Origin of the sequence: Mucilaginibacter xinganensis (assembly GCF_002257585.1) — a bacterium.
GTDB lineage: Bacteria > Bacteroidota > Bacteroidia > Sphingobacteriales > Sphingobacteriaceae > Mucilaginibacter > Mucilaginibacter xinganensis.
The window spans coordinates 4,233,348-4,258,187 of sequence record NZ_CP022743.1 but is presented as its reverse complement, the minus strand read 5'-3'; the positions used below and the strand labels follow the sequence as shown (position 1 = coordinate 4,258,187).

Genomic DNA, 24,840 nt, shown 5'->3' with positions numbered 1-24,840 from the left:
AGTTTCATCAACTATATTGGGCCAATTGTACAAATGAAAAAACAGGATTATGCATTTTGAGATGTTAAAAGAAAAGTCGTCAATTATTAAGGTAATTGGTGTTGGCGGCGGCGGGGGTAATGCGGTAAACCACATGTACAGACAAGGGATTACCGGCGTTGACTTCATTATTTGCAATACCGATGCACAGGCGTTGGAACTAAGCCCAATCCCTAATAAAGTACAATTAGGAGCAAGCCTTACCGAAGGGATGGGCGCAGGCTCAATACCCGAAGTTGGTAAAAATTCGGCGATAGAAAATATCGATGATATAAAGCAAATGCTTGGCTCAAATACCAAAATGCTGTTTATAACAGCGGGCATGGGTGGCGGTACAGGTACAGGCGCAAGCCCTATTATAGCCAAAGCGGCCCGTGAGCTTGATATATTAACCGTGGGTATTATAACCACACCTTTTGCATTTGAAGGCAAGCGCCGTAAGCTGCAGGCCGACGCCGGAATGGAAGAGTTGAAAAAACACGTGGATTCGTTCCTGGTGATCTCCAATGACCGGCTGCGCCAGATCTTTGGTAACCTTACCCTGGGTTCTGCATTTGCACAGGCTGATAATATTTTAACTACGGCTGCAAAAGGTATTGCCGAAATTATAACGCTGCCCGGTTACATCAACGTGGATTTTAAAGATGTACGCACCGTGATGAAAGACAGCGGCGTATCAATAATGGGAAGCTCATCTGCCGAAGGCGAAAATCGCGCTTTAAAGGCCGTTGAAGGTGCTTTGTCATCGCCATTGCTAAAAGATAACGAAATTGAAGGTGCAAGATATATCCTGCTGAACATCAGCTCGGGCAGTAAAGAGGTAACGATGGATGAAGTTAGTGTTATTACCGACTACATACAGGAAGAGGCCGGTTTAGCTGCCGACCTGATCTGGGGTAATTGCATCGACGAAAATTTAGGAGATAAATTATCTGTTACTATAATTGCTACCGGTTTCCAAACCAAGGATGAGCGCGAAAAAGAGCAAAGCAGCAAGAAAATTGTTTCAATGCTGGTGCCTGAGGTGGAACAAAAGCCAAAGCCGGTAAACGAATTTATTACCGCTGTTAAACCTGATGCGGTTGCTGAGCCTTACATGAAAACTGCTAAGGAAGAGCCAAAACAAACGGGCCTTTTTGACCTGTTTGCAACCCGTAACGAAGAACCTGCGGTGGTAAGGTTTGATTTGAATGTTGAAGAAAAGCAAATGTCAGAGCCTGACGCTGCCGATGCTTCAGAAATGACTTTTAAGATTGCTGAGCCCGTAACAAGCTTTATGCAGACCAGGGAAGAAAAACTTCCGGAGCCTGAAAAGGAGCCTGAAGTAATTGGCGCGGATGATCATAAAACAAATGAATCAATAGAAGAGCAGTTGCGTAAATCGCGCGAGCGGATTATGCGGCTTAAAGACCTGAGCATGAAATTGCGCAGCGGCAATATCCAGGAAATGGAAAATATCCCGGCTTACAAACGTAAGGAAATTGCACTTCAGCAAACCCCTGCTTCAGACGAAAGCCATGTTTCAAGATTTTCATTATTGCCTGATAACGAAGGAAATACAGAAATAAGGAATAATAATTCATTCCTGCATGATAATGTGGATTGAGGTTAGATAATAGTTAATGAGAGGCAAGAGATTAGTTGCCTGGTGTCCGGGTTTAAAAGTTTATGAAACAAATCCCTAATTTTATTTAAATAAAAGGCCCTGCAAATTTGCTGGGCCTTTGTTTGTTTAGGGAGAGATTGGCTTCAATGTACTATTGCGGATTTTCGTTATCCTTCGGCGGTAAAAAAACAATCTTTAATCAATCAGTCACTAACCGTTACTTTATAGCCTATTATAAAAAGTAATAATGGTTGTTTCTGCGCGTTTTAAGGGCTATATTTGTATTTTAAACACATTAAAAAATATCAGTTTGGATATATTTAATAAAATATCGAAAAACATGGGCGGCCCGCTTGGGCAGCACCAAAAATGGTCGCATGGTTATTTTTCCTATCCAAAGCTGGAAGGCGAAATTGGCCCTTATATGATGTTCAACGGCAAAGAACATTTGGTTTGGAGCTTGAACAACTACTTGGGACTAGCTAACCACCCGGAAGTTAGGGCTGCCGACGCACAGGCTGCAGCTGATTATGGAATGGCTTACCCGATGGGTGCCCGCATGATGTCAGGCAACTCAATCCACCACGAGGAACTGGAGCAGGCCCTTGGCGCATTTGTTGGTAAAGAAGATGCTTTTTTGCTGAACTATGGCTACCAGGGAATGGTGTCAATAATTGATACACTGGTTGACCGTAATGATGTAATAGTTTACGATGCCGAATCACATGCCTGTATTATTGACGGGTTAAGGATGCACATGGGTAAGCGCTACGTTTACCAGCACAATGACATTGAAAGCTGCGAAAAACAACTGGAACGTGCAACTAAGCTTGCAGAGCAAACCGGTGGCGGCATATTGCTGATAACCGAAGGTGTTTTCGGCATGTCGGGCGCGCAGGGTAAACTGAAAGAGATTATAGCACTGAAAAAGAAATTTGATTTCCGCCTGTTGGTTGATGATGCGCATGGCTTTGGTACCATGGGCAAAACCGGCGCCGGCACGCATGAAGAACAGGATTGTGTTGACGGGGTAGATGTTTACTTTGGTACTTTTGCCAAATCAATGGCGGGAATAGGTGCCTTTGTGGCTGCTGATAAAGAGATTGTTGATTACCTGCGTTATAACATGCGTTCGCAGATCTTTGCCAAGGCGCTGCCGATGCCAATGGTAATAGGATTAAAGAAACGCTTTGAGCTATTAAAATCGCAGCCGCAATTGCGTGAAAAACTTTGGGAGGTTTCCAACACGCTGCAGAAAGGCTTGCGCGAGCGCGGCTTTAACCTGGGGGTTACCAATACCATGGTTACCCCGGTGATACTGGAAGGTGACTTATATGAGGCAACCGCGTTAACCCGCGATCTGCGCGAAAATTATGGCATCTTTTGCTCGATAGTGATTTACCCGGTTATTCCTAAAGGACTAATCCTGTTAAGGCTGATTCCAACTGCGGCGCATAGCCTGGAAGATGTTCAGCGCACGCTGGATGCCTACAGCGAAATGGCTGAGAAATTAAAAGCCGGTTTTTATAAAGAGAATAAATTGGTGGTGGCGTAGAGAATTAACTGGTCTTGTTATTATATTTATGAGCCTTTCGGATTTCCGGAGGGCTTTTTTGTTTTCTGTATCTGACGGGGCTCTCGCAGAGGGCCCTGCGTTGGATGAAGTTTTAAAGAGAGCTATAGCTGCAATACCACTGGACGAACGGGTGCCTTAACACGCCTGCTGAACCATTATCCTCCCTCAGACTCACTTTTGAAATTAATTTAAAAACTCCTTCAATTATCCGGCCTGCTTTTTTATTTTTACCGTTTACCAATTAAAAACAAAATGCTATCCCGAAGGAATTTTATCAAAATAAACGGTGTAACCACCGCAGGTCTTGGTCTTGGGCTTAGGCCCGGCTGGTTTGCAGCAACTGCTTTTGAAAGCAAGCGCCCAAAGCTAAGCGAACGCAAGTTTACCAGCAAAGCGGTTGAGGCGACTATTAAAAACGTAAAGGCGGCCATAAAAGATCCTGAACTGGCGTGGCTGTTTGAAAATTGTTACCCCAATACTTTAGATACGACAGTAAATTATTCTGAGAAGGGCGGCCGTCCTGATACTTTTGTTATCACCGGTGATATCAATGCCATGTGGATGCGCGATTCATCGGCACAGGTTTGGCCGTATTTACCGCTGATAAAGAACGACCCGGAGCTGAAAAACCTTATTAAAGGTGTCCTTAACCGCCAGGCGGGCTATATTCTTGTTGATCCTTACGCCAACGCTTTTAACGAGGGCGCTACCGGCAGCGAATGGGATAGTGACCGTACCGATATGAAGCCGGAACTGCACGAACGTAAATGGGAGATCGACTCGCTGTGCTACCCGGTAAGGCTTGCCTTTAACTACTGGAAAATTAGCGGAGACAGCAGCTTTTTTGACGATACCTGGAAAAAAGCAGGCAAGACCATTGTAGCTACTTTTAAAGAGCAGCAGCGTAAAAACGGAAAAGGGCCTTACCATTTTCAAAGAAAGACCGAAGTGTCAACTGACACCGCCCCGTTGAGCGGCTACGGCAATCCTGTAAAGCCTGTTGGCTTAATCTGTTCTATCTTCCGCCCCAGCGACGATGCCACCATTTATCCGTTCCTGGTTCCGTCTAACTACTTCGCGGTGGTAAGTTTGTATCAAATGGCGGAGATGTACCAGAAAATTGCGAACGATTCGGCTATGGCAATTGAGTGTAAGGCTTTGGCGGCCGAGGTTGCGCATGCCCTACAGAAGTACGCCACGGCACAGCACCCCATTTATGGAAAAGTGCTGGCTTACGAGGTGGATGGTTACGGCAACCAGTTATTTATGGACGACAGCAATGTGCCAAGTTTACTGGCGCTACCTTATTTAAACGCGCTATCGGAGCATGACCCGCTTTACCAAAATACCCGTAAAATGGTGTTAAGTACGGCTAACCCTTACTTTTTTAAAGGCAAGGTTGCCGAAGGGATCGGCGGGCCGCACGTAGGCCTCAATTACATCTGGCCGATGAGTATAATTATGCGCGCTTTAACTTCGAACGATAAAGCCGAGATAGCCCAGTGTATTAAATGGCTTAAAAATACCCATGCGGGCACAGGTTTTATGCATGAGTCGTTTAACAAAGATAATGCGACTGATTTTACCCGGAAATGGTTTGCCTGGGCAAATACTTTATTTGGCGAGTTAATAATTAAGGTGCATAAATATCACCCGGATTTGCTGTAAAAATGACGCAATGAGCATGCGTTGATAATATTTATGCCGCGCATAAATGAAATATTGAAAGAAATTTAAACGAAATTTTTTCTTGTTTTCAATAAATATGAACTTTATATTAAAAAACTGTAAAATAATTTAAGTATAAAAATATATGTTTTTTTATTATTAAATTATTAAGTATTATTTAATATGTATATAATAGGCTTTTTTAGCTGAAAATGTTGAAAAAAACCACTTTAAAGGCATTATTTTTCTTTCGTAAAAATTTTTAATTAAGAAAAAACATTTTAGATTAGCTTCATAAAACAATAAACCTCAATATTAACAAAAAGGAGTAACTGAAATGAAAAAATTTACTGAAGTAAAGGAGCTGATTGCCTCTTTGGAAGCAGATGCAGACAAGTTTTACAACAAGGGTAACAGCGCAGCTGGTACACGTGTAAGAAAAGGTATGCAAGACCTGAAAAATTTAGCGCAAGCAATTCGTCTTGAAGTGCAGGATGCTAAAAACAAAGAATAAGTAAAAGGCGTTTTACTTTAATGTTAAAAGGCCCGTTTGGAAATTTCCGAACGGGCCTTTTAAATTTGATGGATATCTTAATAAAGCAACGTTTATTTGCCGGTAATGCTGTTGGTTTGGCTGATGATTTTCTCAGCGGTGCCGCTGCTTACCTGTACCAATGGTAAACGTACGGTATCGCCGCAAATGCCTAAATGCTTAAGCGCAGTTTTTACGCCTGCCGGGCTGCCTTCAACAAACATTAAGCGTGTAAAGTCAATTAATTGCGAGTGGCCTTTTTGTGCCGCTTTGAAATCGCCGGTGAGGCAGGTCCTGATCATGTCAGACATTTGCCTGGGCAGGGCATTGCCCACAACAGATATTACGCCTACACCGCCTAAAGCTATCATTGGCAAGCTGATAGGGTCATCGCCAGAGATCAATAAAAAGCTTTCAGGCTTGTCGCGCATGATCTGGTTCAACTGGTCAAAATTGCCCGATGCTTCTTTAATACCGATAATATTCTTAAAGTCATGTGCCAGCCTTACCGTAGTTTCCGCACTGATGTTGCTGCCGGTGCGGCTTGGTACGTTATATAAAATAATTGGCAACGGCGCTACTTCAGCAATAGCCTTATAGTGCTGGTAAATGCCTTCCTGGGTTGGCTTATTGTAATGCGGGCTTGCCGAAAGGATGGCATCGTACCCTGCAATATTAAAGTCCTTTATTTGTTCAACAACTTCGTGGGTGTTATTGCCGCCAATGCCGGCAACCAGGTTAATACGCCCGTTAACAGCCTTTGCAGTGAATTCCCAAACTTGCTTTCGCTCATCATTGCTCAGGGTGGCGCTCTCACCGGTGGTTCCCAGTGAAACGATGTATTCCAGCCCTCCGTCAATCAAATAGTTGATGAGCTTTCCTAAAGCTTCGTAATCAACCTGTCCGTCTGCCTGAAAAGGAGTAACTATGGCAACTCCAGTTCCGTGAAATTTGTTCATGTTAGTTATTAAAGGGCGCTAATATAACAATAGTTCATAGTTGATGGTTCATGGTGCCCGGTTTTTTTGTGGCGAAGAGGCTGGGTTTTGAGTTATTACAATGGGCGGCCTTATACCAGCAACAAAAGATAGCCGGCAACTGATCCGCCTAAAACAATAAAAGCGCTGTTGACCTGCCTGAATTTTAGCAGTATAATAATACTGGCTCCCGCTATCAGGATTCCCCGCCAGTTGTTAAGATTATCCTTACCCAGCTGGTAACATACGGCAATGATCAGGGCAATAGCGGCCACATTTACGGCATTTAAAAATATGGCGAACATTTTTGAACCGCGCATTTTGCGTACCAGCGGGTTAAGCAGGGCAACAAATACAAACGATGGAAGAAAGATGCCGATGGTGGAAATAATGGCCCCGTTTAGCCCGTTAACCTGAAACCCTATGAAGGTAACCGACGAGAAAACTGGCCCGGGCGTAAACTGGCCCACGGCAATAGCATCAGCAAGTTGCTGGCGGGTTATAATGCCTTTTGCAACCAGCTCTGAATCAAGAAACGCAAAAAGTACATATCCGCTGCCGTATAATATAGCGCCGATCTTTAAAAATGATAAGAACAAACTGACGTTAGCCGGGCTGAAAAAGCCAGAGCCTGCTGGAGCAGCTAATGGTATAAAACTTAATAATGTGTTCTGCCTTTTTAACCTGATTGCGGCCAGCGCCATCGCTACAAACCCGGCCCCAAACAATAGCAGTACCTCTGAGTAGCCGAGCAGGCTTAATACCAGGGTGGCAATGCCGATGATCCCCAGTTCAACGGTTTGTAATGATTTTTTTGCAAGCGGGTAGATGGCAGCCAGGATAACCGCTATGATTGCCGGTTTAATGCCATAGATAAAAGGCTGAACCCGGGGAAGCTGGCCATAGCTTTTGTAAAGCCATGCCAAACAACCGGTTATTAAAACTGCTGGCATAATAAAACAAAGCCCGGCAACTATCAGTCCTCTCCAGCCGCCGCGTTCATGCCCTATGTGGATTGCCATTTCGGTGCTGTTGGGGCCGGGGATGAGGTTGGTGGCGCCAATAAGGTCAAGAAAATGCTGGTCGGTAAGCCATTGTTTTTTCACAACTACTTCCTGGTGCATCATAGCAATATGTGCCGCCGGGCCGCCAAAAGCGGTGGTGCCCAGTTTCAAAAACAATAATGCTATCTCCTTAAGTGACGTTGCTTTCATGCCGGGCTAAGATACCACTTACCACATAAATTTGCCCTTAGGGCCGCCGCCAAAAGGTTAAATTTATGTGATGTGCAAATTAAATTTTAGTCAGGAATTCTGTTTGCTTTAGCCCGGCGCATCAGTTGAACCGCGCACCAGGCTGTAAATATTTTATGATTTCGTGCGTCAATCTAAAAGGGCAAGGCTTTCCTCGGCTATGAGGCCGCTTTTGCAAAACCCAAGCAAGTGCGGGCCCTCCAGCTTCTCGTAAAATTCGCGCAGGTCGCGGTCGCTGCCGGTTTTGCGGATAATGATGCACCCGTTACCCATGCTGCTGATTACTGCCCCATACTTTTGCAGCACCGACCAAAACGGCGGACCCGCAATCTGCGGCGCAAGGCGAAAAAATCCCACCTTGTCAAGGTTAACTTCTCCAGGCAGGTAGCCGCTGGCCCGGTAAACTTCAACTATCTTTTCCAGCCTCCGCAGCAGCAGCGGCAATTCATTCAGCGGTACAATGGCCTCCACGGTAATCATTACCAGGTTATTAACGTCGGTGCGGGAAACGTTGACGGTGTTTACCAGGTAGTTTTTTTTGTTAAACAAAATCAGGATCTGGCCCAGCAAGCCTTTTTTGTCTTCTGAATAAATGGCGATGATGCAATGGTCCGTGGTGGTGTCTGTTGTTTTCATGATTAAAAAGCGGGTAAAAAAAAAGCCCTCCGGTTTGGGAGGGCTTGATGTTATGATTTGTGAAATTACATACGATCAGGTGACCCTCAGGCGGCTTACAAGGAGAAGAATAATCACAATAATGCTGATAGCTGCTAAAGAAGCAGCTGCCAGTGTATTAATGACTATTGATTTTGTATTACCCATGGGATGCAGGCAAGGTATGATTTTAAATTAAATACTGCAAATGCGGTTTTCCGTCTTTAAAAACTAAAACCGATCCTGATGGCCGAGTTGGTATTACTGCCGCTGTTGAACGATTTGCCGTACATCAGCCTGAAACCCAGGTACTGCACGCCTACGCCCAGCTCGGTATAATTTTTAAGTTCGGGGGTTGACAGGTAGTTGATGTCCAAAATCTCCTGCAGCTTCAGTTTCCTGATGAGCGGGATCTTATTCAGGATAAAGCCGGAGAAGTTTTGTTCAACATGGCCCTCAATATATTTGGTGAAGGTGCTGTAGGTGTAATAATTCAGTAGCAAAAAGTTGTTGATGCCGGTACCTGTAAACAATACCTGGCTGCCAGAAAATTGCTTATAGTCAGGAAAGAACACCCGATTGTTATTTAAAAACTTGCCCGCACCAATAAAGAAAGAGGTTTGCCCAAAGGGGCCCGCATTGATATTTGATTTTGAAATATCAGCTGTAAGCAGGTCGTAATCAACATCGGAACCAAGCACATTTTTTATGCCCTTTGTATAAGTTAAGCCAATGGTGGGATATTTTGAGGACAGGTATCGCCTCCCGGTAGGATAGGTTTCATATTTGTCGCTAAAATCATAAGTAGTTCTTACAGCCACCTTGAACGACTGGTTATCTGCAAAAAGCGGGCTGTCATAAGCAGGAGTGAAGGGGTTATTTGAGGTGTAATCCCTGTTGCCCGGGTTGAAAAAACTGTAGTTTGAAGCGTTGCTGAGCGATTTGCGGTCGGCCCATTCCACGTACCCGCTTGCCATCCAGCCGCCCGTTATGCGCTTGCCGGCCGACAGCGAAAGATATTGCTTTTGATAAAGTTTCAGATAGTTCTGGCGCTCAAACAAACTATAAAACGTATTAACCAGCGGCGAAACAGGTGTGCGGTTGTTAATGTCCACTATCTCGGAGCCTGCATTGATGGCCAGGTTATAAGAGCCTGCCGGGACGGCTGCATAAACGGCCCCGGTTAATTTTTTATTGGAAAAGCCATATCCGGCCCTGGCGCCAACCAGCAGGTATTTGTTGGTAGTGCTGTCGATTTGCTTGCTGAACGACGCGCCGTAGTTGAGATTAAAGCCTTGTACGGTGTTGTATCTTATGGATGGTAAAATAGCATCAAGGTTATAATATTCATGCGCATACCGGTTAACGTGCCGGTAATTTTTGTACATCAGGTCAACCGCGCTGAACTTATTGTTCACTTTATCAAGGGAGTCCAGGTATGGTTTGGATTCGCGCTTTTTGGCAAGTATGGCCTTTTTGGTATAATCTGTTTTTTCTTCGTCGGTTAGCGGTACCGGGCGTTCATTTGCCCAGTAAGCTGAATCTTTTTTATTGCTTTCTTTGGTAACCAGCATTACTTCAGAAAAATCCTTCTTGTTAAATTTAGGGTTCAGGTCATAGTCCTTATAAACCGAAATAAAATAGCCGCCAATTTTAAAGCTGAGCAGGCCTCCGGTAAACTCAAACTTAACGGAAGATGGCATCCATGCCTGCTTGTTAACCGGGAAGAACTGTTCACTAACTTTAAGGGTATCAACAAAATTGATATTCTGTTTTTTGGTGATAAAAAAGTCGAGCCCGTAGATGCGCCAGCTATCCTCTAAAATATAAATGTATCCCTGGAAACATGCATCATAACTGCGTTTTGGCGTAACCTTTATCTTGTTCACAGTTTCACCATTTTCGGTGGTAGCGCCTATGTATTTATAGTTGTAGTAAAACATGGCGTTGTCCGCAATGGGCGATACCAGCGGGCGAAGGCTCAGGCCGTCCCAGCGTTGCGTGTTCTCATAAAAATTAACCTGGATATCAGAGGCGCGGTTGTAACTGAAAGCCTGGTTACTGCCCGATACCTTTGACGAAATGAGTTCCTCGTGCACCTTATCTGGTCGCATAAAGCTGTACTTTGATTCAGATTCAGAAAGATAAACAATGCCGCGGCGATTGGAATCGAGGCCCATTTCGCGGGTAGCCTTCTGCACATCAAACCCCAGAAATTTTTTAGGGGCGGCCAATAGTTTTTGCAGTCCCTTTATATAAACTTCGCAGGTGTAGGCGTCAACCTCGTTAAGGTGGTTTTTGCGTTTTTTTATCGCATTTCTAATAATTGCATAGGCGGGGTCCTCGCCGCCTGCTTTAACCACCACCTCATTAAGCTGGTACGTTTCAGTTTGTAAAATAATGTCCACGGTCTGGCTTTTGGCCAGCTCAATTTTGCGGCTTAGCTGTTGGTAGCCTACCGCTTTATACTGAACATCATAAGTGCCGGGTTTTAATTGCAGCCCGTATTCGCCTTCGCTGTTTGCAGATGTGCCTTTGGTGGTATTTTTTATGTAGATGCTTGCAAAGGGGATGGCCTTGTTATGATCGTCAGTAACCCTGCCGCTTATGGTAACTGTTTGTGCAAATGCGCTAAAGTATAAGGCAATAAAAAAAGTGAAAGGTATCGTGAATTTCATCCGGTAGGTTTTTTTGCTAAGGTCAAATAATTTTATTGAACCCGGGCAGCCGCTTTTGTTAATGTTTGTTAAAACTGTTTGATGAGCAAAAGCCGCATGTGTTACATTTTAACTAACAAAAAGGTAATATGTAATTGATGTTGGGGGAATAGGGGGGGGGAAATAACTATCTCTCATAATATTACAGATATAAAATATCTGTAAAAAAACAAAGCCTCCGCACACTCGCTGTTTGGAGGCTTTAACCTAAACCTTATCACAATAGGCAGGCAGGAAGCCCGCCATATGAAGTAACAAATATATAGGATTAAATATTGTAATTGAAATTTTTGTGTTAAAATGACACAATAAATTTAAAAGTATATTTATATATGAAAATGTATAACTTAAAGTTAAAATTACAGTAATTATATATTGCCTTAACGGATGATTTGGAACAACTTTCAGTATGTTATAACCATTTATATGATGGATTAACCAAAGTAGTATTTATCCGGCGCAGTAATAAAAATACACTCTGTGATTGCGGAAAAATTGATGTGAAGTTAATAGGAATAGCGTAATTAATCCCACCCCCCAAAAAAAAGTTTGATCGCCTCACCCTGCCCTCTCCAAAGGAGAGCGTTCTAAAAAAGCGCGAAGTTCACGCCCCCTCCTGTTCGGTGACACCGCCGCGGAAACTTATTTTTTAATGATAGGATGGCCAAATGCTTTTTAAGTGAGTAATTTAAATCTAATTTATCCTGGCTTGCATATTTTAAGAAATAAATAATCGCCTTTTTCATCATCAAAGGACTTTTTTACCGCGTCAAATTTTCCATTTGTAATGTCGGCGGAGAGCATATTTGCCCCAAAGGCAACTTCCTCATTCGATGAAAGGCTTGCGAATGAAGAGATGTTTTGTCTTGCATTATTGTTTAGATAAAAAGAAGGGTTGCTTTTACCAGAATAAAGAAATAAATCTTGCAAATCATCCTGAACAAAATAAGGTAGTTCCAAAGAAAGTTCAAATCCGGCTGTATTCGCAGCCTGTGTTATATCAGCTAACGAGGGCATCTGTTGTATAGCGTTCTTCATCATTAGCGGAAAGTAATGCATAAGCCAGTAATTTTGCATCTGTTCAGCAGTAGCTGTAAAAATAATTAAGTGGCCTCCGGGCTTTATGACACGGTATATTTCTTTGAAGCTTTTATTCAAATCCTGCCAATGATGTATGGTAAGTGTCGCTATTGCTCCTGAGAAATAGTTGTCTTTAAAGGGCAGATTCTCGGCAACGCCAATAGTCCAGTTAATTTCATCATTTTTAGAATAAGCGACAGCCAGCATTTTTTCAGATGGTTCCAATCCCTGTATTGTTATTCCGGATTCAAACAAGGCGATCGTATAATTGCCCGTCCCGCATCCAATATCTATGTATTTCAAGTCTTTCTTTGGCGCTAATAAGTGCAAAAGTTGCTGAACAATAAATGGATCCGCTTTTCGCGTTACATTGTAACTGCTTCCGATAATGTTATAGTTGGCCACTTAATTAAAGAGATATCAGGCTAATTTAATCAGGTTAAAGTAATTATAACTTCGATTTTATTTTTAGAAGAATCTTATCACAATAGTCATGCATTAAGCCCGCGATATAAAGTAATAAGTTATGATTGATATATAATATATTTTGCGTTAAAATGATGAATTAGTTACTTCAACAAAAAGTGCTCAATGATATTTACGTAAGTGCCGGGTTCCTCAAACATAGGCGCATGGCCGGAATATTCCATCTCTACAAATATTGCATTTTTAATTAGCGAGGCTACTTCCCTGCCATCTGCCGGAGGGTTCAATCCGTCATATTTCCCACTGATGACCAGTGTTTTTGCCGTTATTTTTGAGAGGTCGTTTCTGAAATCAAAAGCACCGATAGCTTTATTGGCAGCATTAAATTGTTCGGGGCTTAGCGTGGTTTCAAAGATCTCCAAATGGTTTTTCATCAGCTCAGCATCATACACCATATATTTTAATAGCTTCAAAATAGTGAAGTGCATATCCAAGCCTTTAATCGCTGCTTCATTTTCCTTGAATAACCGCTGTATAGACGAGGTAAGCCCGTTTGATTTGGTAACGGTCAATATCAGTTTATCAATACGTTCGGGAGCCGTGATCGCAACCAGCTGCGCAATATAACTGCCCATAGAAACACCGAGCAAGTGCGCTTTTTTTATGCCAAAATGATCCATGATCGCCAGAATGTCATTCGCATGATCGGTAATGGTAAATTGTGATGGTTTGTCTGACTGCCCGTGACCACGGCAATCCAGCGCAATGGTTTTAAAGTTTTTTGATAGCGGTTCAATCACCGTTCTTAAATGGGCGTGGTGATCTCCCCCTACGCCATGTATCAAAATAACAGGGAAACCAGCCCCTTTAACTTCGACAAAAAGCCGGATACCATTTATTGTTATAAGTGCCATATAGTTAACGATAGATTATATTTGTGCCGCAAAGATACCCCAACTGAAAATTAAAAAATTAAACTACTTTAATTTTGACACCCGGTTTTCAATTGATCCGGTTAATTGCATATTGGTAAAAAACATATTTTAGTGAATGCCTGTAGTTAGTTATAATCAGCAAGTGCCCGTTTACCCTTTGGAGCCGGATGAAACCGGGAACAAATACTTTAGGGTGTATAATTTTGAAGGTAGCTTACCCAACCACTCCGACCTTTTGATACCGCACCGGAAAGATCACTACCTGGTAGTTTTTATGCGGCAAACCGGCCGCCGCCAGTGGATAGACATGAAACCTTACGCCCTGAAGGAAAATACGATTTACTTTACCGGACCCAATAATATTATTGTAAAAGAGGAATTTGAACGGCTCTGGAGTACCGGCATCGCCTTTACAAATGAATTTCTCTCGTTGCAGGAAAATGCGGCATTAAGCAAACTGCCGCTGATCCAAAATCCCCAAAACATTCATGAACTGCTGCTTACGCCGCCCGATATAGATTTTGTAGAGGACCTGCTGGCAAAGATCAGCGCGGAGTACAGGCGCCCAAGTGAATGGCAGCAGCGCATGCTTACCGCACACCTCACGGTGCTGCTCACCTATTTAAGCCGGCTTTATACAGAACAGTATAAAGACAGCGAACCTTCTGCGGATAAGTTGCTGCTGACGGGTTTCCAGGAGCGGATCAATGCCTGTTTCCGCGAATTACGTGAAGTTGGTGACTATGCTGCATTGCTGAATATTTCGCCGGGGCATTTGAGCGAAGTGGTAAAAATACAAAGCGGTAAGCCGGCCATTAAGCATATTCATGACAGGCAGGTACTGGAGGCACGTAGGCTGCTGTTTCATACGGCTAATTCTTTAAAAGAGATCGCCTTTGATCTCGGATTTTCGGATGCCTCGTACTTTAACCGCTTTTTTAAGCGCGAAACGGGCCTAACCCCTGCTGAATATCGCGCCAACATCCGTAAAATGTACCATTAATACCATTGGATGTGTTTCAGCCAGCAAAAGTTTGCGGAGTACCTTTGTACCGTAAAATAAATATTTATGAAAACAGTACTGATAACAGGAGCAAACAAAAGCATTGGCTTTGAAACAGCCAGGCAATTATTACAACAAGGCTATTACGTTTACCTGGGTTGCCGCAACCTGGCGAAAGGAGAGGAAGCCGTTAGCCGTTTAAAGGCCGACGGTTTGGACCACGCAGAAGCCATAGCGATAGATGTGGATAATGTTGAATCGATAAAAGCAGCCCGCGAAATACTTGGCCATAAAATTCAGGCGCTGGATGTGCTGATCAATAACGCAGGGATTGCGGGGAGTTTCCCGCAGCCGCCCTTAGAAACACCGGTGACCGAATTTAAGCAGGTGTTTGAAACTAATTTTTTTGGCGTCGTATCCGTAACACATGCGTTTATTGACCTGCTGCGGATGTCGCCGGAGCCAAGGATCATTAACGTTACTTCGGGCCTGGGTTCGCTGACATTACATAACGACACCAACTGGAAATATTATAAAATTAAGCCTGCCGTGTATATTGCATCAAAAGCTGCGCTTAATGCCTATACCATTTCATTGGCTTATGAATTGCGCGATACCAGCTTTAAAGTGAATGCCGTTGATCCGGGGTTTACCGCTACAGATTTTAATCACCATACCGGCCCGGGAACTGTGCCTGATGCCGCTGCAAGAGTGGTAAAGGCTGCCGTTTTAGGCCAGGACGGGCCGACAGGTCAATTCTACAGCGATGATAATGCGCCCGAAACAGGGATTAGTCCGTGGTAATTATTCAATAGCTTATGATAAGTAAAGTACCTGAGGAATGATCCCCGGTATTTTACTTATAGCAAATTACCGATAGGGTGCAACATAATTGCATGAAGAGGCGTCTAATAACCAGATATGAAATACATATACTTTATCGCATTCGCTTTTTGTTTCCCTTTGTTCGTTAATGCACAGCAGCGCAGTTTTACCACTGTTTACACTGCTGACATAGACCGGTTTTGGATAGCCTTTGACAGTGTAGCCACCACCAGCGACACCGCAAAGCAATTAAACTTTATTCAAAAGCTTTATGTTGATAAAGGTACTGAAGGCCTGAAGGCTTTTATGAAGGCGCGCGATTACAATGCTAAATTATGGGTGGCGCTTATTCATAAATATCCTGCATTCTGGAAAAGCATAAGAAGCAACACGCTGCTGGTTAAAGGCCAGGTACCTGCTATCAATAAAAGCATCCAAAATTTTAAGAAGTTATATCCCGAAATGAAGCCCGCTAAAATGTATTTTACTGTGGGCGGCCTGCGTTCAGGCGGTACTACGACTAACGATATGGTTTTGGTAGGTACAGAAATAGCCACAGCAGATAAAAATACCGATGCTTCGGAGTTAAACGATTGGTTGAAAAATGTTTTTAAAAACCAGGAAAGTTCAAATCTTGTTGCCCTAAATGTTCACGAATATGTTCATACGCAGCAAAAGCCCGGTGAAGGTAATTTGTTACTGGCTCAAACTATAACAGAGGGTGCCGCAGATTTTATTGCCGAATTGGTTACTCAAAGGAAAAACAATAGTGCTTATATGCTTTATGGCCGTGCACACGAAAAGGAGCTGAAGGAAAAATTCCGCATCGAAATGTTTAGTACGGCCACCGGCAATTGGTTATACAACGGTTCCAGTAGCGCTCATGCAGACCTGGGCTACTTTATGGGATATGTGATTTGCCAGGCTTACTATCAAAGTCAACATGATAAGAAGCAGGCAATTAAAAAAATTATAGAGCTGGATTATACCAATGAGCAGCAGATAGCCGACTTTCTCAGGCAGTCGGGATATTACACGGAGCCGATTGATAAGCAGGAGCTTTTGAAGCAGTTTGAAAGCTTACAGCCCGAGGTTGTTAGCCTGTACCCCAATGTGAACTTGATGGAAGATGTTTTGCCAACGCTGACGGAGCTAACCCTGAATTTTTCGGAACCAATGGATAAAGGTTATTCCATCGCTTTTGGTGAAGGCGGGAAAGACCACTTTCCCATTTCTGGAATAGCGGGATTTTCGGATGATCGCAAGTCGTTCAAGCTGAAGCTTAACTTACAACCAGGTAAAACATACGATTTCGTAATTAACGGAAACGGATTTAAATCTAAAACGGGGTATCCGCTTAAATCCTATACTGTTCATTTCAAAGTGAAGTAGGCGGGGCTTAATTTAGTACAACAGGCAGGTTGGTCAGATATATAGATTAAGTTTAAATTATCTCAATCATTTTAAACAACTCCGCATCGCTGATGATAGGAATGTTTAGCTTTTGGGCTTTCTCTAACTTAGCCGGGCCCATGTTATCGCCTGCTACCAGGTAATTGAGTTTAGCCGAGATGCTGCTCAATATTTTTCCGCCGTTTTGTTCTATAATGTCTTTAAGCTCATCGCGCGAATACTTTTCAAAAACACCGGAGATGATGAAAGACATGCCGCTCAGTTTTTCACTCGCCAGGTTTACTTCTTTTTCAACGGTAATAAACTGCAGGCCATAATCTTTTAGCTTTTGAATTTCGGCTTTATGGCCCTCATCGCTAAAATATTCAAGAATGCTCAGGGCAATACGTTCACCAATTTCTTCGGCTGTGATCAACTCATCGAAGGATGCCGCAGCAAGGTTGTCGATATTTTTAAAGTGGGCGGCAAGCTTCCTGGCTACGGTTTCGCCAACATATCGGATGCCGAGGCCGAACAATACTTTTTCAAAAGGCATTGTCTTTGATTTTTCAATGCCCTCCAGCATGTTGTTAATGGACTTTTCGCCAAAGCGCCCCATCTTTTTCAGTTCTTCACTGTGTGCGTTAAGGCCGTAAATATCACTGATATGGCTGATGAATTTATTTTGATACAGGGTTTCAATGGTTTCGTCGCCCAGTCCGTCAATATTCATGGCTTTGCGGCTGATGAAATGCTGCATTTTTCCAACTATCTGCGGCTGGCAGCCTTCTTCGTTAGGGCAGTAGGAGGCCGCTTCGCCTTCTTTGCGGATGAGCGCCGTGCCGCAAACCGGGCAATGGGCAATGTAACGGATCGGCTTTGCCGACGGGTCGCGCTTGTCAAGGTTTACGCTGATGATCTTGGGGATGATCTCGCCGCCTTTTTCTACGAACACCCAATCATGCTCATGCAGTTTAAGGCGTTTTTCAATTTCATCGGCATTGTGCAGGGTGGCGCGCTTAACGGTAGTGCCGGCAAGCTGTACCGGTTTTAAATTGGCAACGGGCGTAACCGCGCCGGTACGGCCAACCTGGTAGGTTACCGCCAGCAGCTCGGTCTGCACCTGCTCGGCCTTGTATTTGTATGCAATGGCCCACCGCGGGGATTTGGCTGTAAAGCCAAGCTCCTGTTGTTGGGCGTAACTGTTTACCTTTATTACTATGCCGTCAATATCGTAGCTTAAACCAAAGCGGTTTTTGTCCCAATAGGTAATGAATTTAAAAACGTCTTCAATGGTTCCGCAAAGCCTGCTGTTTTCGTTGGTATGAAAGCCCCAGCTTTTTACGGCCTGCAGGCTTTCCCAATGGGTTTTAAACAAAAGTTTTTCGGTGTACAGGAAATACATGAAGCAATCCAGCGGACGGCGCGCCACCTCGGCCGAATCCTGCATTTTTATAGTGCCAGATGCAAAGTTGCGCGGGTTGGCATACTGCAATTCGCCGTTTTCAAGCCGCTCGTTATTTAAGCGTTCAAAAGCTTTCAGGTGCATAAATACCTCGCCCCTGATCTCGAACTGGTCGGGATACCCGCTATGTTTGAGTCGTTTGGGAACGGTGTTGATGGTGCGGACGTTGGTAGTTACATCATCGCCCTGGATGCCGTCGCCGCGGGTAACGGCCCTAACCAGGCTGCCGTTTTCGTAAGTAAGGCTCATGGACAGGCCGTCGAACTTTAATTCGCACACATACTCAAAATTATCACCTATGGCCTTGCGGATCCGCTGGTCAAAATCAAGCAGTTCCTGCTCATTATACGTGTTGCCTAATGACAGCATTGGCCACCGGTGCCTAACGGTTTCAAATTCTTTGGTAATATCGCCGCCTACCTTTTGGGTAGGTGAATCGGGGTCAAGAAATTCAGGAAACTCCTTTTCCAGTGCGTTCAGTTCTTCCAGTTTTTTATCAAAATCAAAATCGGCAATAGTAGGCATTGCCAGCACATAATAATTGTAATTGTGCTGTTTTAATTCTGATGAAAGAGATGCTATTCGGGTTTTTGCTTCGGCCGGTGACATATAAGCGAAGATAAGTTTTAATTTGAAAATTTGAAGATGCGATGATTTGAAAATAGCATAACTGAATTTTTAAAGGTTTTTAAACCCTCGCTGTTCTGTATCGTCATAATGAAAAAACAAAATATATTCTACTATGAAAAAGTACGGAAAAATATTAATGCTGGCATCCGCCATCACCTTATTTGCAGCTGCAAGCAGTAGCGCGCAGATTATTGTAAGGGCGCGCCTGGGTCGTCCGCGTACGGCAGTTGTGGTTCGCCCGCTGCGGCCTTCGCCGCGCCACGTTTGGGTATCAGAAGAATGGGCACCTGCCGGCGGAACCTATGTATATCATCAAGGATACTGGGCAGAGCCGCCACGCCCGCGTGCCGTTTGGGTGCCCGGCCGCTGGAGGCATCACCACCGGGGTTATGTATGGGTAGGCGGTTATTGGAGATAAGAGGCTCCCGATAATAAACGGGAGAAAAAAAGCAGCCCGGACTTTTAAGGTTCGGGCTGCTTTTTTTCTCGTTATAAGTTACTTACCGGCAGTGTTTACATCGGTATTAAAGGTCATCGGGATGGTCATTCCACCCGGCACCTGTGGGTTATCAAGAATCTGCATATCGCCCATCATGGCCTGTTTCATTTTTACTTCGCTGATCCAGCCGGTGGCTTTATCCACCCGTATATCCGAAATAATGGTTCCGTTCAGGTTGTATTTGATGGGCATGCTGTTAATCTTTACAGAACCTGCATTTTTATCGGTGGTAATGGTGCCGTCGCCGTGGATAACATACATCCCCCCAACTACATCTGCAAGGGTATAAGTAATAGCAACCTCCGCTTTTGCGGGGCTTTCCAGGCTGGTTTTTATGGTCCATTTATCATCTTTGGCAACGGGTCTGTCCGGAAAAATGGCAGTGCCCATTTCTATGCTTCCCTTAAAGGCATTTGGCCCGAACGACTGCATAAATTGGGCTTTAACCTGTTCTTTTTTGGCTGCATCAATCTGCGGAAAGCTTTCCATTGCAGCAGATACCATTTTATCAATATTTTGAACAGACCTGATCCTGCCGGTTTTAGTCATCTCCAGGTTAAACGACTTGTTCATCATTGCGGCAATAATGGTGGAGGGGATATCCTGCGGATCGCTCTTTTTTGAATCCATGTCGACGCTGTTGCCAGCCATATCCATTTTCATACCCAGCGACTGGTAACTTACTTCCATGCTATAAACAGAATCGGCAATGCCGGTTACCTTAAATGCCATTTTGAACGTGAAGGTTAAGTTTATGGCGTTTTGCTGGCCGCTTATTGTTTGTTTAACTGCCGAGCCGGCTGTGGTGGTAAGATAGTAGGTGCTGCCTTTGGTAAGGTTTAATGCGGGTTTAAATTTTTGCGCAAAACAAAGCTGTGCCGCAATGCAGCAAAACAGGGTGTAGGTAAAATACTTCATGAGTTAATTTTGATTTGGCTAATATAGTTAAGCTGCGTGAAAAAGAGGGGGAAGGAGGTTTAAAATAAGAATAGCCAGGCTCTCATCCCCGGCTATTCTCAATTATCATTAATTTTCACTCTGCCACTTATACGGCAGGAATGAAACAGGGTTTCAAAAAAAACACAAAAAAACTCCGGCCGGATGGCAGGAGTTTTAAATATGGTATTTTACCAATAAAAATAAAGAATAATGGACTGTTAATGCAGTCTTCTTTCCCTTATCATGTTGATGCTTGTTCTGATAATGAAGAACACCGGTACCGCTTGTATGGCTATCCCGATAATGGCTAATGTGCTCATGATATTATGCTATTGAGAGTGAACAGATAGTGATAATAATTTACGCATAAATAGCGGCAAAAATCATACCTGTAAACATAAAAGTGCCATGGCGCAATTGTGAGCGATGTTTATTGCTTTTAGCGAAAATAGCAGATGGGAATAATGCGAATTTTGGGTATTTTATTTCTCGTTATGGGGAAAATTATACCCATTTTATTTGAAAATAAAATCGTGCCATTGTTGATTGTTGAACTTATTTGTAATGTTAAAGTTACAAATAAGTTCATTTATGCTGCAATATAACTATAAATTAATTATTTATCAAAAATTAAATAGGTTGCCGGCATTTTAATTATTGCTTTATAGGATATTATTATTGCAATACCTATACCAGTAAGCAGCAAGCTGCTTATTAACAACCTGCTGCTTCAGATATTTGGTGGCTGGTTACTTTCCGCTGATGTTGCCAACAACAGGGCCCTTTGCCAGCATTGACTCTTTAATGTATCGTACCGGGGCGTTGCCAAAACTCAGAAACTTTTCATTAAACTCTTTTAATTTATACTTATCCCCAAGTTTCTTTTTGTAGGCTTCCCGCAGGTCCATTATTTCTTTATAGCCTGTAAAATAGCTGTCCAATTGTACGCTGCTCACGCTTACCCTTTTCCATTTGCCTTCGGCTTCGGCCTGTTGCTGAAATGCTTCGCGGGTTAGCAGTTTTAAGGCATCGGGCCTTGTCATGCTCAGGGCGTGAACGCTGTAGTCTAAAATAGTGTTACACACTGAGCGCAGGTGAAATTTATACCACATTAGCCGCATCTCGGGGTCATCGCCGCCAAAGCCCGCGTCCAGCATCATCTCCTCGCTGTACACGGCCCAGCCCTCCACCATGGCCCCATTACCAAATATCGACTTAATTAAGCTCGGTGTTTTATTGGCATATATCAGCTGTACATAATGGCCCGGAATAGCTTCGTGAATACACAGGATCTGCAGGGTATAGTTATTGTATTCGCGCAGGTAGCTTTCGGCCTTGTCTGCCGGCCATGCGGCCAGGCTGCCTACATTAAAATAAGAGTTTCCTTCTTTATCGTATGGCCCGGGCGAACTCATGGATGCGCCCGCTACCCCCGCCATATAGCCAGGCTCTTTACGAACAACCAGTGGTTTTGAAGGGTCTAACGTTAAAAGGTCCTTTGCTTTTACAAAGGCAGTAAGTTTCGGGATCTGCTTTTCAATAGCAGACTGGAATTCGCCCTGTTCAGCATGTTTTGACGACAGCGTATCAATTACCTGTGCAATAAGTGTTAAGGAGTCGGCAGGCATGGCTTTGGTGCCAAAATATTTAGGCCATAGCTTTTTGCTGATCTTCGTCATTTCGCGGTGCAGGTATTTCTTGCGCTCTACCGCTGCATTAAAAATCTGCTGTGCGGTTGATTCCGACTGGATCTGGTATTTGAATTTGGCGTCGTACAGGTCTTTCCCCAACCTGAAGCTGCGTGGTTTATCATTCTTCAAATCTTTTAGCCAGGCCGCATAAGCTTTAATAGCGTCGGCCGAGAGGCGGGCACGGTCGAGCATTAATTTTTGCTCCGCCTGTGGTACGGATGATTTTTTTAAAGAATCGGCAAAGTCTTTTTCAAATACGCCAACGCCGCCCAGGTGCTGATCGGCAGCCAAGCTGGTGAGTTCGGCAACAGGGTTTCTTATTTGTTTTTCGGCAGCCTTATAATAAGCCGGGATATTGATCATTTTTTGATAAAAACTGCGTAACCGCTTATTGAGCGGCGCATAATGCTCGTTCAGGATGGTGGCAAATGTGCCAATAACATTGTATTGCGACGGGTCCCACTGATAGGCCTTTAACTGTTGCAGGTTCCATTCAATTTCCTCCATCTGGTTTTGCATGATGTGGTAATCCATTCGGTTCGCGTCCGACAAGGTGTTTACCTCAAACCTGCTCAGGGAATCTATCTGTACTTTGGCAAATGTGATCATCTTCTCCCTGTTTTTATCATCGGGAACAAACAGCAGGCTGTCGTATTTATGATAGCCAATAGAAGTGGCCCAGTCGGGGTTAAGTTTCCAAAAACCTTCTAAAAAGGAGTTTTCATAAATATCAAATGCAGCGTCATCCTTGCCCTGCAGCGGCCCCTGGGAAGCGTCTTTTTTACAGCCGGTAAGCGCGAAGTAACAAAGACAGGCCATGAATAGTAGTTTTTTTATCACTGGGGTATCTGTTTAAAGTTTAATGGATAAACTTAAAACTTTTAAGCGAAATAAATCAAAAAGAATATGGCTGCGGGCACATCAATTTTGCAGCACCGTTAAATCCGGTGGTAAACTTGTTTTTAAATAGCCGAACTTATTTTTATGATATTTGTTAAACAATTATACCAGGTGTAAAAACAGTAAATACGAAGCTCATGGATAACCAGCATAAAACACTCATAAACGAACTGTCGAAATTGTTACTGGGCGGTAGCGCACACGCCTCCTTTAGCGATGCGGTAAAAGGATTAACCCCCCAACTGCGTGGCATAAAGCCCGAAAATATGCCTTACAGTATCTGGCAGCTGGTTGATCATATCAGGATAGCCCAATGGGATATGCTGCAATTTAGCAAGGATGCTGATCATCAATCGCCAAAATGGCCTGATGATTATTGGCCAAAAGAAAGCGAACCTGCTGACGAAGACGCATGGAAAGGGTCAATTGAACAAATTGAAAGCGACCTGGATGAATTTATTGAGTTATTGGAGCATAGCGATATTTACCAGCCATTGGAACATGGCGACGGGCAAAATATTTTGCGCGAAGCCCTGCAAATGGCAGATCATAACGCTTACCATATCGGCGAAATTGTAGCCATAAGGCGCTTTTTGGGCAACTGGAAAAGTTAGTTAACGCAGGGTTTACGCTTACCTTAGCTTGTTGATAAACTCCACAAGAGCCGGGATCAATTCGGGTTTTAGCGGCAGGTCGGGTTTGCTGTACGTCGCCATGTTTTGTTCTTCATCTGCGGGAGCTTCTTTTAAAATATGGTTCATGTTTTTTATCTCGAGCAGGGTAGCTTCTGATTTTGCTTTTTTTAGGCGCTGCCCGTTTTCAGCAGGAACGGTTTTGTCAGTTGTTCCCTGGATGATCAATATTGGCAGCTTAATTCGTTTTATCCCCCGGATAGGATCGTAACGGCACCATGACATAATAAAGTTCTGGATACTGGGCCGTGCAATGTAATAAAGCGCAGGATCGATATTAGGGGTCATTTTTCCTTTTCGCAGACTGTCAAGAAAGGTTTTTAACTCATCCTGTAAAAACTGCGGCTTTGATTTCATTTGTTCTTTAAGGATCTTATCGCCATTGTCAGCGTTCCATTCCGCGCTGATAAAACCTTTAACCGGGGAATCGTTTACGGCAAGTGCCGCTACCAGGGCGCCTTCGCCATGGCCGAACAATACCACCTTTGAAAAGCGCTGATCATCGTTCAGCATATTTGCAAGACCCATAGCATCATCGCTGTAGTCCTCTATCCTTAATTCTGATTCTTTGCTTTTGGTCATACTTGCACCAACAAGGCGCTTATCATAGCGTACGGTCGCTATGCCATTTTTACCTAAATCATTAGCCAATATTTTATAGGTATTTGCTGATATGCCCGTTTTTTCATTGTTACCGTCCCTGTCGGTAGCGCCTGCATCGGCAATAATTATAACAACGGGGATTTTGCCCGATGGGTTTTTAGGCATCACCAGGGCTCCGGAAACAGTACCTGTCAATGTTTTTAATAAAATAGGGGTTTCATCAAGCGATGGATCAAATGCAAAACCTGCTGCAATCTTATCTTCGGTGTAGGGGCTTAACAATAATCCAGTTAGTTTATTTTGAGCGTTTAACGCCAGGTTTAACAAAAATGTACTGTTTTGAAAGGTGGCCTTATAAATGGCAAGTGTTTGTGTGATCTTTACAAATTCGGTTTTGAGCAGGCTGCCGTATTGTGATTTTAACTGGATGGTTGTGGGTTTAAAATTACCGATAGGCAGGCTGGCCTTCATCTCGGGGCTAAACATGCTGAAAATACTGTCGGGCTGGTCGTGATTGTAATATTGGGTAAATTTGGTGACCGCCGTAACATAATTGGCCGGTTCGGCCTGTGCAATAGCTTTTCCGGTTAAAAGCAATGTAGCAACAACAAATAATATTTTCTTCATTTAAGTATAATCAGACAAGGAAATTTGCAATCCCGAAATTAGTAAAATTAAGCTGTTTTTTGCTAAATGTAAACAAATTAGCATATACAGTTCCTAATCCTGCTCCTTGAA

At 43.6% G+C, this 24,840-nt stretch carries 21 protein-coding genes; 11 read left to right on the top strand and 10 right to left on the bottom strand.

The features are described 5' to 3' along the window. Positions 1-49: 49 nt before the first annotated feature. The 5 genes from ftsZ to MuYL_RS18645 all read left to right on the top strand — a co-directional run bounded on the left by ftsZ (position 50) and on the right by MuYL_RS18645 (position 5,403). Positions 50-1,645 carry a cell division protein FtsZ gene (gene ftsZ, locus MuYL_RS18660; protein WP_094571994.1) on the top strand — a complete coding sequence of 532 codons (1,596 nt, stop codon included), beginning with the start codon at positions 50-52 and terminating at the stop codon, positions 1,643-1,645. 310 nt (positions 1,646-1,955) lie between these two features. Further along, positions 1,956-3,200: an aminotransferase class I/II-fold pyridoxal phosphate-dependent enzyme gene (locus MuYL_RS18655; RefSeq protein WP_094573029.1), complete on the top strand. Its 1,245-nt coding sequence runs from the start codon at positions 1,956-1,958 to the stop codon at positions 3,198-3,200. A gap of 28 nt (positions 3,201-3,228) precedes the next feature. Continuing rightward, entirely contained in the window at positions 3,229-3,360 is a 132-nt protein-coding gene (locus MuYL_RS23770) for a hypothetical protein (RefSeq protein WP_262493646.1), read from the top strand. 113 nt (positions 3,361-3,473) lie between these two features. Beyond that, positions 3,474-4,889 (top strand): glycoside hydrolase family 125 protein, encoded by a 1,416-nt coding sequence (locus MuYL_RS18650; protein ID WP_094571993.1) that lies wholly within the window; start codon positions 3,474-3,476, stop codon positions 4,887-4,889. 337 nt (positions 4,890-5,226) lie between these two features. Beyond that, the gene (locus tag MuYL_RS18645) at positions 5,227-5,403 is read left to right on the top strand and encodes a histone H1 (protein WP_094571992.1); all 177 of its coding nucleotides are present in this window, start codon (positions 5,227-5,229) and stop codon (positions 5,401-5,403) included. Between the two features lie 92 nt (positions 5,404-5,495). On the opposite strand, the gene dapA is transcribed toward MuYL_RS18645, so the two are convergent. The 6 genes from dapA to MuYL_RS18610 all read right to left on the bottom strand — a co-directional run bounded on the left by dapA (position 5,496) and on the right by MuYL_RS18610 (position 13,442). Continuing rightward, on the bottom strand, positions 5,496-6,380 hold the full coding sequence (dapA, locus tag MuYL_RS18640) for a 4-hydroxy-tetrahydrodipicolinate synthase (RefSeq protein ID WP_094571991.1): 885 nt from the start codon (positions 6,378-6,380) through the stop codon (positions 5,496-5,498). Positions 6,381-6,490: 110 nt separating this feature from the next. Then, positions 6,491-7,612 carry a chromate efflux transporter gene (gene chrA / locus MuYL_RS18635; protein ID WP_094571990.1) on the bottom strand — a complete coding sequence of 374 codons (1,122 nt, stop codon included), beginning with the start codon at positions 7,610-7,612 and terminating at the stop codon, positions 6,491-6,493. A gap of 168 nt (positions 7,613-7,780) precedes the next feature. Continuing rightward, a complete protein-coding gene (locus MuYL_RS18630) occupies positions 7,781-8,287 on the bottom strand; it encodes a hypothetical protein (protein WP_094571989.1) in 507 nt (168 codons plus the stop codon). A 242-nt stretch (positions 8,288-8,529) separates the two neighbouring features. Further along, complete coding sequence (locus MuYL_RS18620; protein ID WP_094571987.1) at positions 8,530-10,983, bottom strand: DUF5686 and carboxypeptidase regulatory-like domain-containing protein; 2,454 nt, start codon at positions 10,981-10,983, stop codon at positions 8,530-8,532. Between the two features lie 738 nt (positions 10,984-11,721). Further along, complete coding sequence (locus MuYL_RS18615) at positions 11,722-12,507, bottom strand: class I SAM-dependent methyltransferase (RefSeq protein WP_094571986.1); 786 nt, start codon at positions 12,505-12,507, stop codon at positions 11,722-11,724. 164 nt (positions 12,508-12,671) lie between these two features. Then, the gene (locus MuYL_RS18610) at positions 12,672-13,442 is read right to left on the bottom strand and encodes an alpha/beta fold hydrolase (protein ID WP_094571985.1); all 771 of its coding nucleotides are present in this window, start codon (positions 13,440-13,442) and stop codon (positions 12,672-12,674) included. A gap of 136 nt (positions 13,443-13,578) precedes the next feature. Between MuYL_RS18610 and MuYL_RS18605 the strand changes: the two genes are divergently transcribed. The 3 genes from MuYL_RS18605 (at position 13,579) to MuYL_RS18595 (ending at position 16,683) form a co-directional block, all read left to right on the top strand. Beyond that, positions 13,579-14,466 (top strand): helix-turn-helix domain-containing protein, encoded by an 888-nt coding sequence (locus MuYL_RS18605; RefSeq protein ID WP_094571984.1) that lies wholly within the window; start codon positions 13,579-13,581, stop codon positions 14,464-14,466. Between the two features lie 66 nt (positions 14,467-14,532). Continuing rightward, positions 14,533-15,270 (top strand): SDR family oxidoreductase, encoded by a 738-nt coding sequence (locus MuYL_RS18600; RefSeq protein WP_094571983.1) that lies wholly within the window; start codon positions 14,533-14,535, stop codon positions 15,268-15,270. Positions 15,271-15,387: 117 nt separating this feature from the next. Further along, positions 15,388-16,683, top strand: a complete 1,296-nt coding sequence (locus MuYL_RS18595) for an Ig-like domain-containing protein (protein ID WP_094571982.1) — start codon at positions 15,388-15,390, stop codon at positions 16,681-16,683. 52 nt (positions 16,684-16,735) lie between these two features. On the opposite strand, the gene ligA is transcribed toward MuYL_RS18595, so the two are convergent. Beyond that, positions 16,736-18,757, bottom strand: coding sequence for an NAD-dependent DNA ligase LigA (gene ligA, locus MuYL_RS18590; protein WP_094571981.1), 2,022 nt, complete (start codon positions 18,755-18,757; stop codon positions 16,736-16,738). Positions 18,758-18,890: 133 nt separating this feature from the next. On the opposite strand from ligA, the gene MuYL_RS18585 reads away from it, so the two are divergent. Continuing rightward, the gene (locus MuYL_RS18585; RefSeq protein ID WP_157740964.1) at positions 18,891-19,196 is read left to right on the top strand and encodes a YXWGXW repeat-containing protein; all 306 of its coding nucleotides are present in this window, start codon (positions 18,891-18,893) and stop codon (positions 19,194-19,196) included. A 78-nt stretch (positions 19,197-19,274) separates the two neighbouring features. Here MuYL_RS18585 and MuYL_RS18580 read toward each other — a convergent pair whose 3' ends face one another. Next, entirely contained in the window at positions 19,275-20,195 is a 921-nt protein-coding gene (locus MuYL_RS18580) for a DUF6263 family protein (protein WP_094571980.1), read from the bottom strand. A gap of 140 nt (positions 20,196-20,335) precedes the next feature. Here MuYL_RS18580 and MuYL_RS18575 point away from each other — a divergent pair, with 140 nt between their 5' ends. Then, positions 20,336-20,527 (top strand): hypothetical protein, encoded by a 192-nt coding sequence (locus MuYL_RS18575; protein ID WP_094571979.1) that lies wholly within the window; start codon positions 20,336-20,338, stop codon positions 20,525-20,527. A 438-nt stretch (positions 20,528-20,965) separates the two neighbouring features. On the opposite strand, the gene MuYL_RS18570 is transcribed toward MuYL_RS18575, so the two are convergent. After that, the gene (locus tag MuYL_RS18570) at positions 20,966-22,747 is read right to left on the bottom strand and encodes a DUF885 domain-containing protein (RefSeq protein ID WP_245845616.1); all 1,782 of its coding nucleotides are present in this window, start codon (positions 22,745-22,747) and stop codon (positions 20,966-20,968) included. Between the two features lie 197 nt (positions 22,748-22,944). On the opposite strand from MuYL_RS18570, the gene MuYL_RS18565 reads away from it, so the two are divergent. Next, on the top strand, positions 22,945-23,421 hold the full coding sequence (locus tag MuYL_RS18565) for a DinB family protein (protein WP_094571977.1): 477 nt from the start codon (positions 22,945-22,947) through the stop codon (positions 23,419-23,421). 18 nt (positions 23,422-23,439) lie between these two features. Here MuYL_RS18565 and MuYL_RS18560 read toward each other — a convergent pair whose 3' ends face one another. After that, positions 23,440-24,729, bottom strand: coding sequence for a serine aminopeptidase domain-containing protein (locus MuYL_RS18560; protein ID WP_094571976.1), 1,290 nt, complete (start codon positions 24,727-24,729; stop codon positions 23,440-23,442). Between the last annotated feature and the right edge of the window lie 111 nt (positions 24,730-24,840).

Bases quoted from the DNA above. Each gene is read 5' to 3' on its own strand.
- MuYL_RS18630 (WP_094571989.1), bottom strand. From the start codon at position 8,287: ATGAAAACAACAGACACCACCACGGACCATTGCATCATCGCCATTTAT.
- MuYL_RS18575 (WP_094571979.1), top strand. From the start codon at position 20,336: ATGAAACAGGGTTTCAAAAAAAACACAAAAAAACTCCGGCCGGATGGC.
- MuYL_RS23770 (WP_262493646.1), top strand. From the start codon at position 3,229: ATGAGCCTTTCGGATTTCCGGAGGGCTTTTTTGTTTTCTGTATCTGAC.
- MuYL_RS18620 (WP_094571987.1), bottom strand. From the start codon at position 10,983: ATGAAATTCACGATACCTTTCACTTTTTTTATTGCCTTATACTTTAGC.
- dapA (WP_094571991.1), bottom strand. From the start codon at position 6,380: ATGAACAAATTTCACGGAACTGGAGTTGCCATAGTTACTCCTTTTCAG.
- MuYL_RS18600 (WP_094571983.1), top strand. From the start codon at position 14,533: ATGAAAACAGTACTGATAACAGGAGCAAACAAAAGCATTGGCTTTGAA.
- MuYL_RS18565 (WP_094571977.1), top strand. From the start codon at position 22,945: ATGGATAACCAGCATAAAACACTCATAAACGAACTGTCGAAATTGTTA.
- MuYL_RS18560 (WP_094571976.1), bottom strand. From the start codon at position 24,729: ATGAAGAAAATATTATTTGTTGTTGCTACATTGCTTTTAACCGGAAAA.
- MuYL_RS18605 (WP_094571984.1), top strand. From the start codon at position 13,579: ATGCCTGTAGTTAGTTATAATCAGCAAGTGCCCGTTTACCCTTTGGAG.
- MuYL_RS18580 (WP_094571980.1), bottom strand. From the start codon at position 20,195: ATGAAGTATTTTACCTACACCCTGTTTTGCTGCATTGCGGCACAGCTT.
- ftsZ (WP_094571994.1), top strand. From the start codon at position 50: ATGCATTTTGAGATGTTAAAAGAAAAGTCGTCAATTATTAAGGTAATT.
- MuYL_RS18610 (WP_094571985.1), bottom strand. From the start codon at position 13,442: ATGGCACTTATAACAATAAATGGTATCCGGCTTTTTGTCGAAGTTAAA.
- MuYL_RS18595 (WP_094571982.1), top strand. From the start codon at position 15,388: ATGAAATACATATACTTTATCGCATTCGCTTTTTGTTTCCCTTTGTTC.
- chrA (WP_094571990.1), bottom strand. From the start codon at position 7,612: ATGAAAGCAACGTCACTTAAGGAGATAGCATTATTGTTTTTGAAACTG.
- ligA (WP_094571981.1), bottom strand. From the start codon at position 18,757: ATGTCACCGGCCGAAGCAAAAACCCGAATAGCATCTCTTTCATCAGAA.
- MuYL_RS18585 (WP_157740964.1), top strand. From the start codon at position 18,891: ATGAAAAAGTACGGAAAAATATTAATGCTGGCATCCGCCATCACCTTA.
- MuYL_RS18650 (WP_094571993.1), top strand. From the start codon at position 3,474: ATGCTATCCCGAAGGAATTTTATCAAAATAAACGGTGTAACCACCGCA.
- MuYL_RS18645 (WP_094571992.1), top strand. From the start codon at position 5,227: ATGAAAAAATTTACTGAAGTAAAGGAGCTGATTGCCTCTTTGGAAGCA.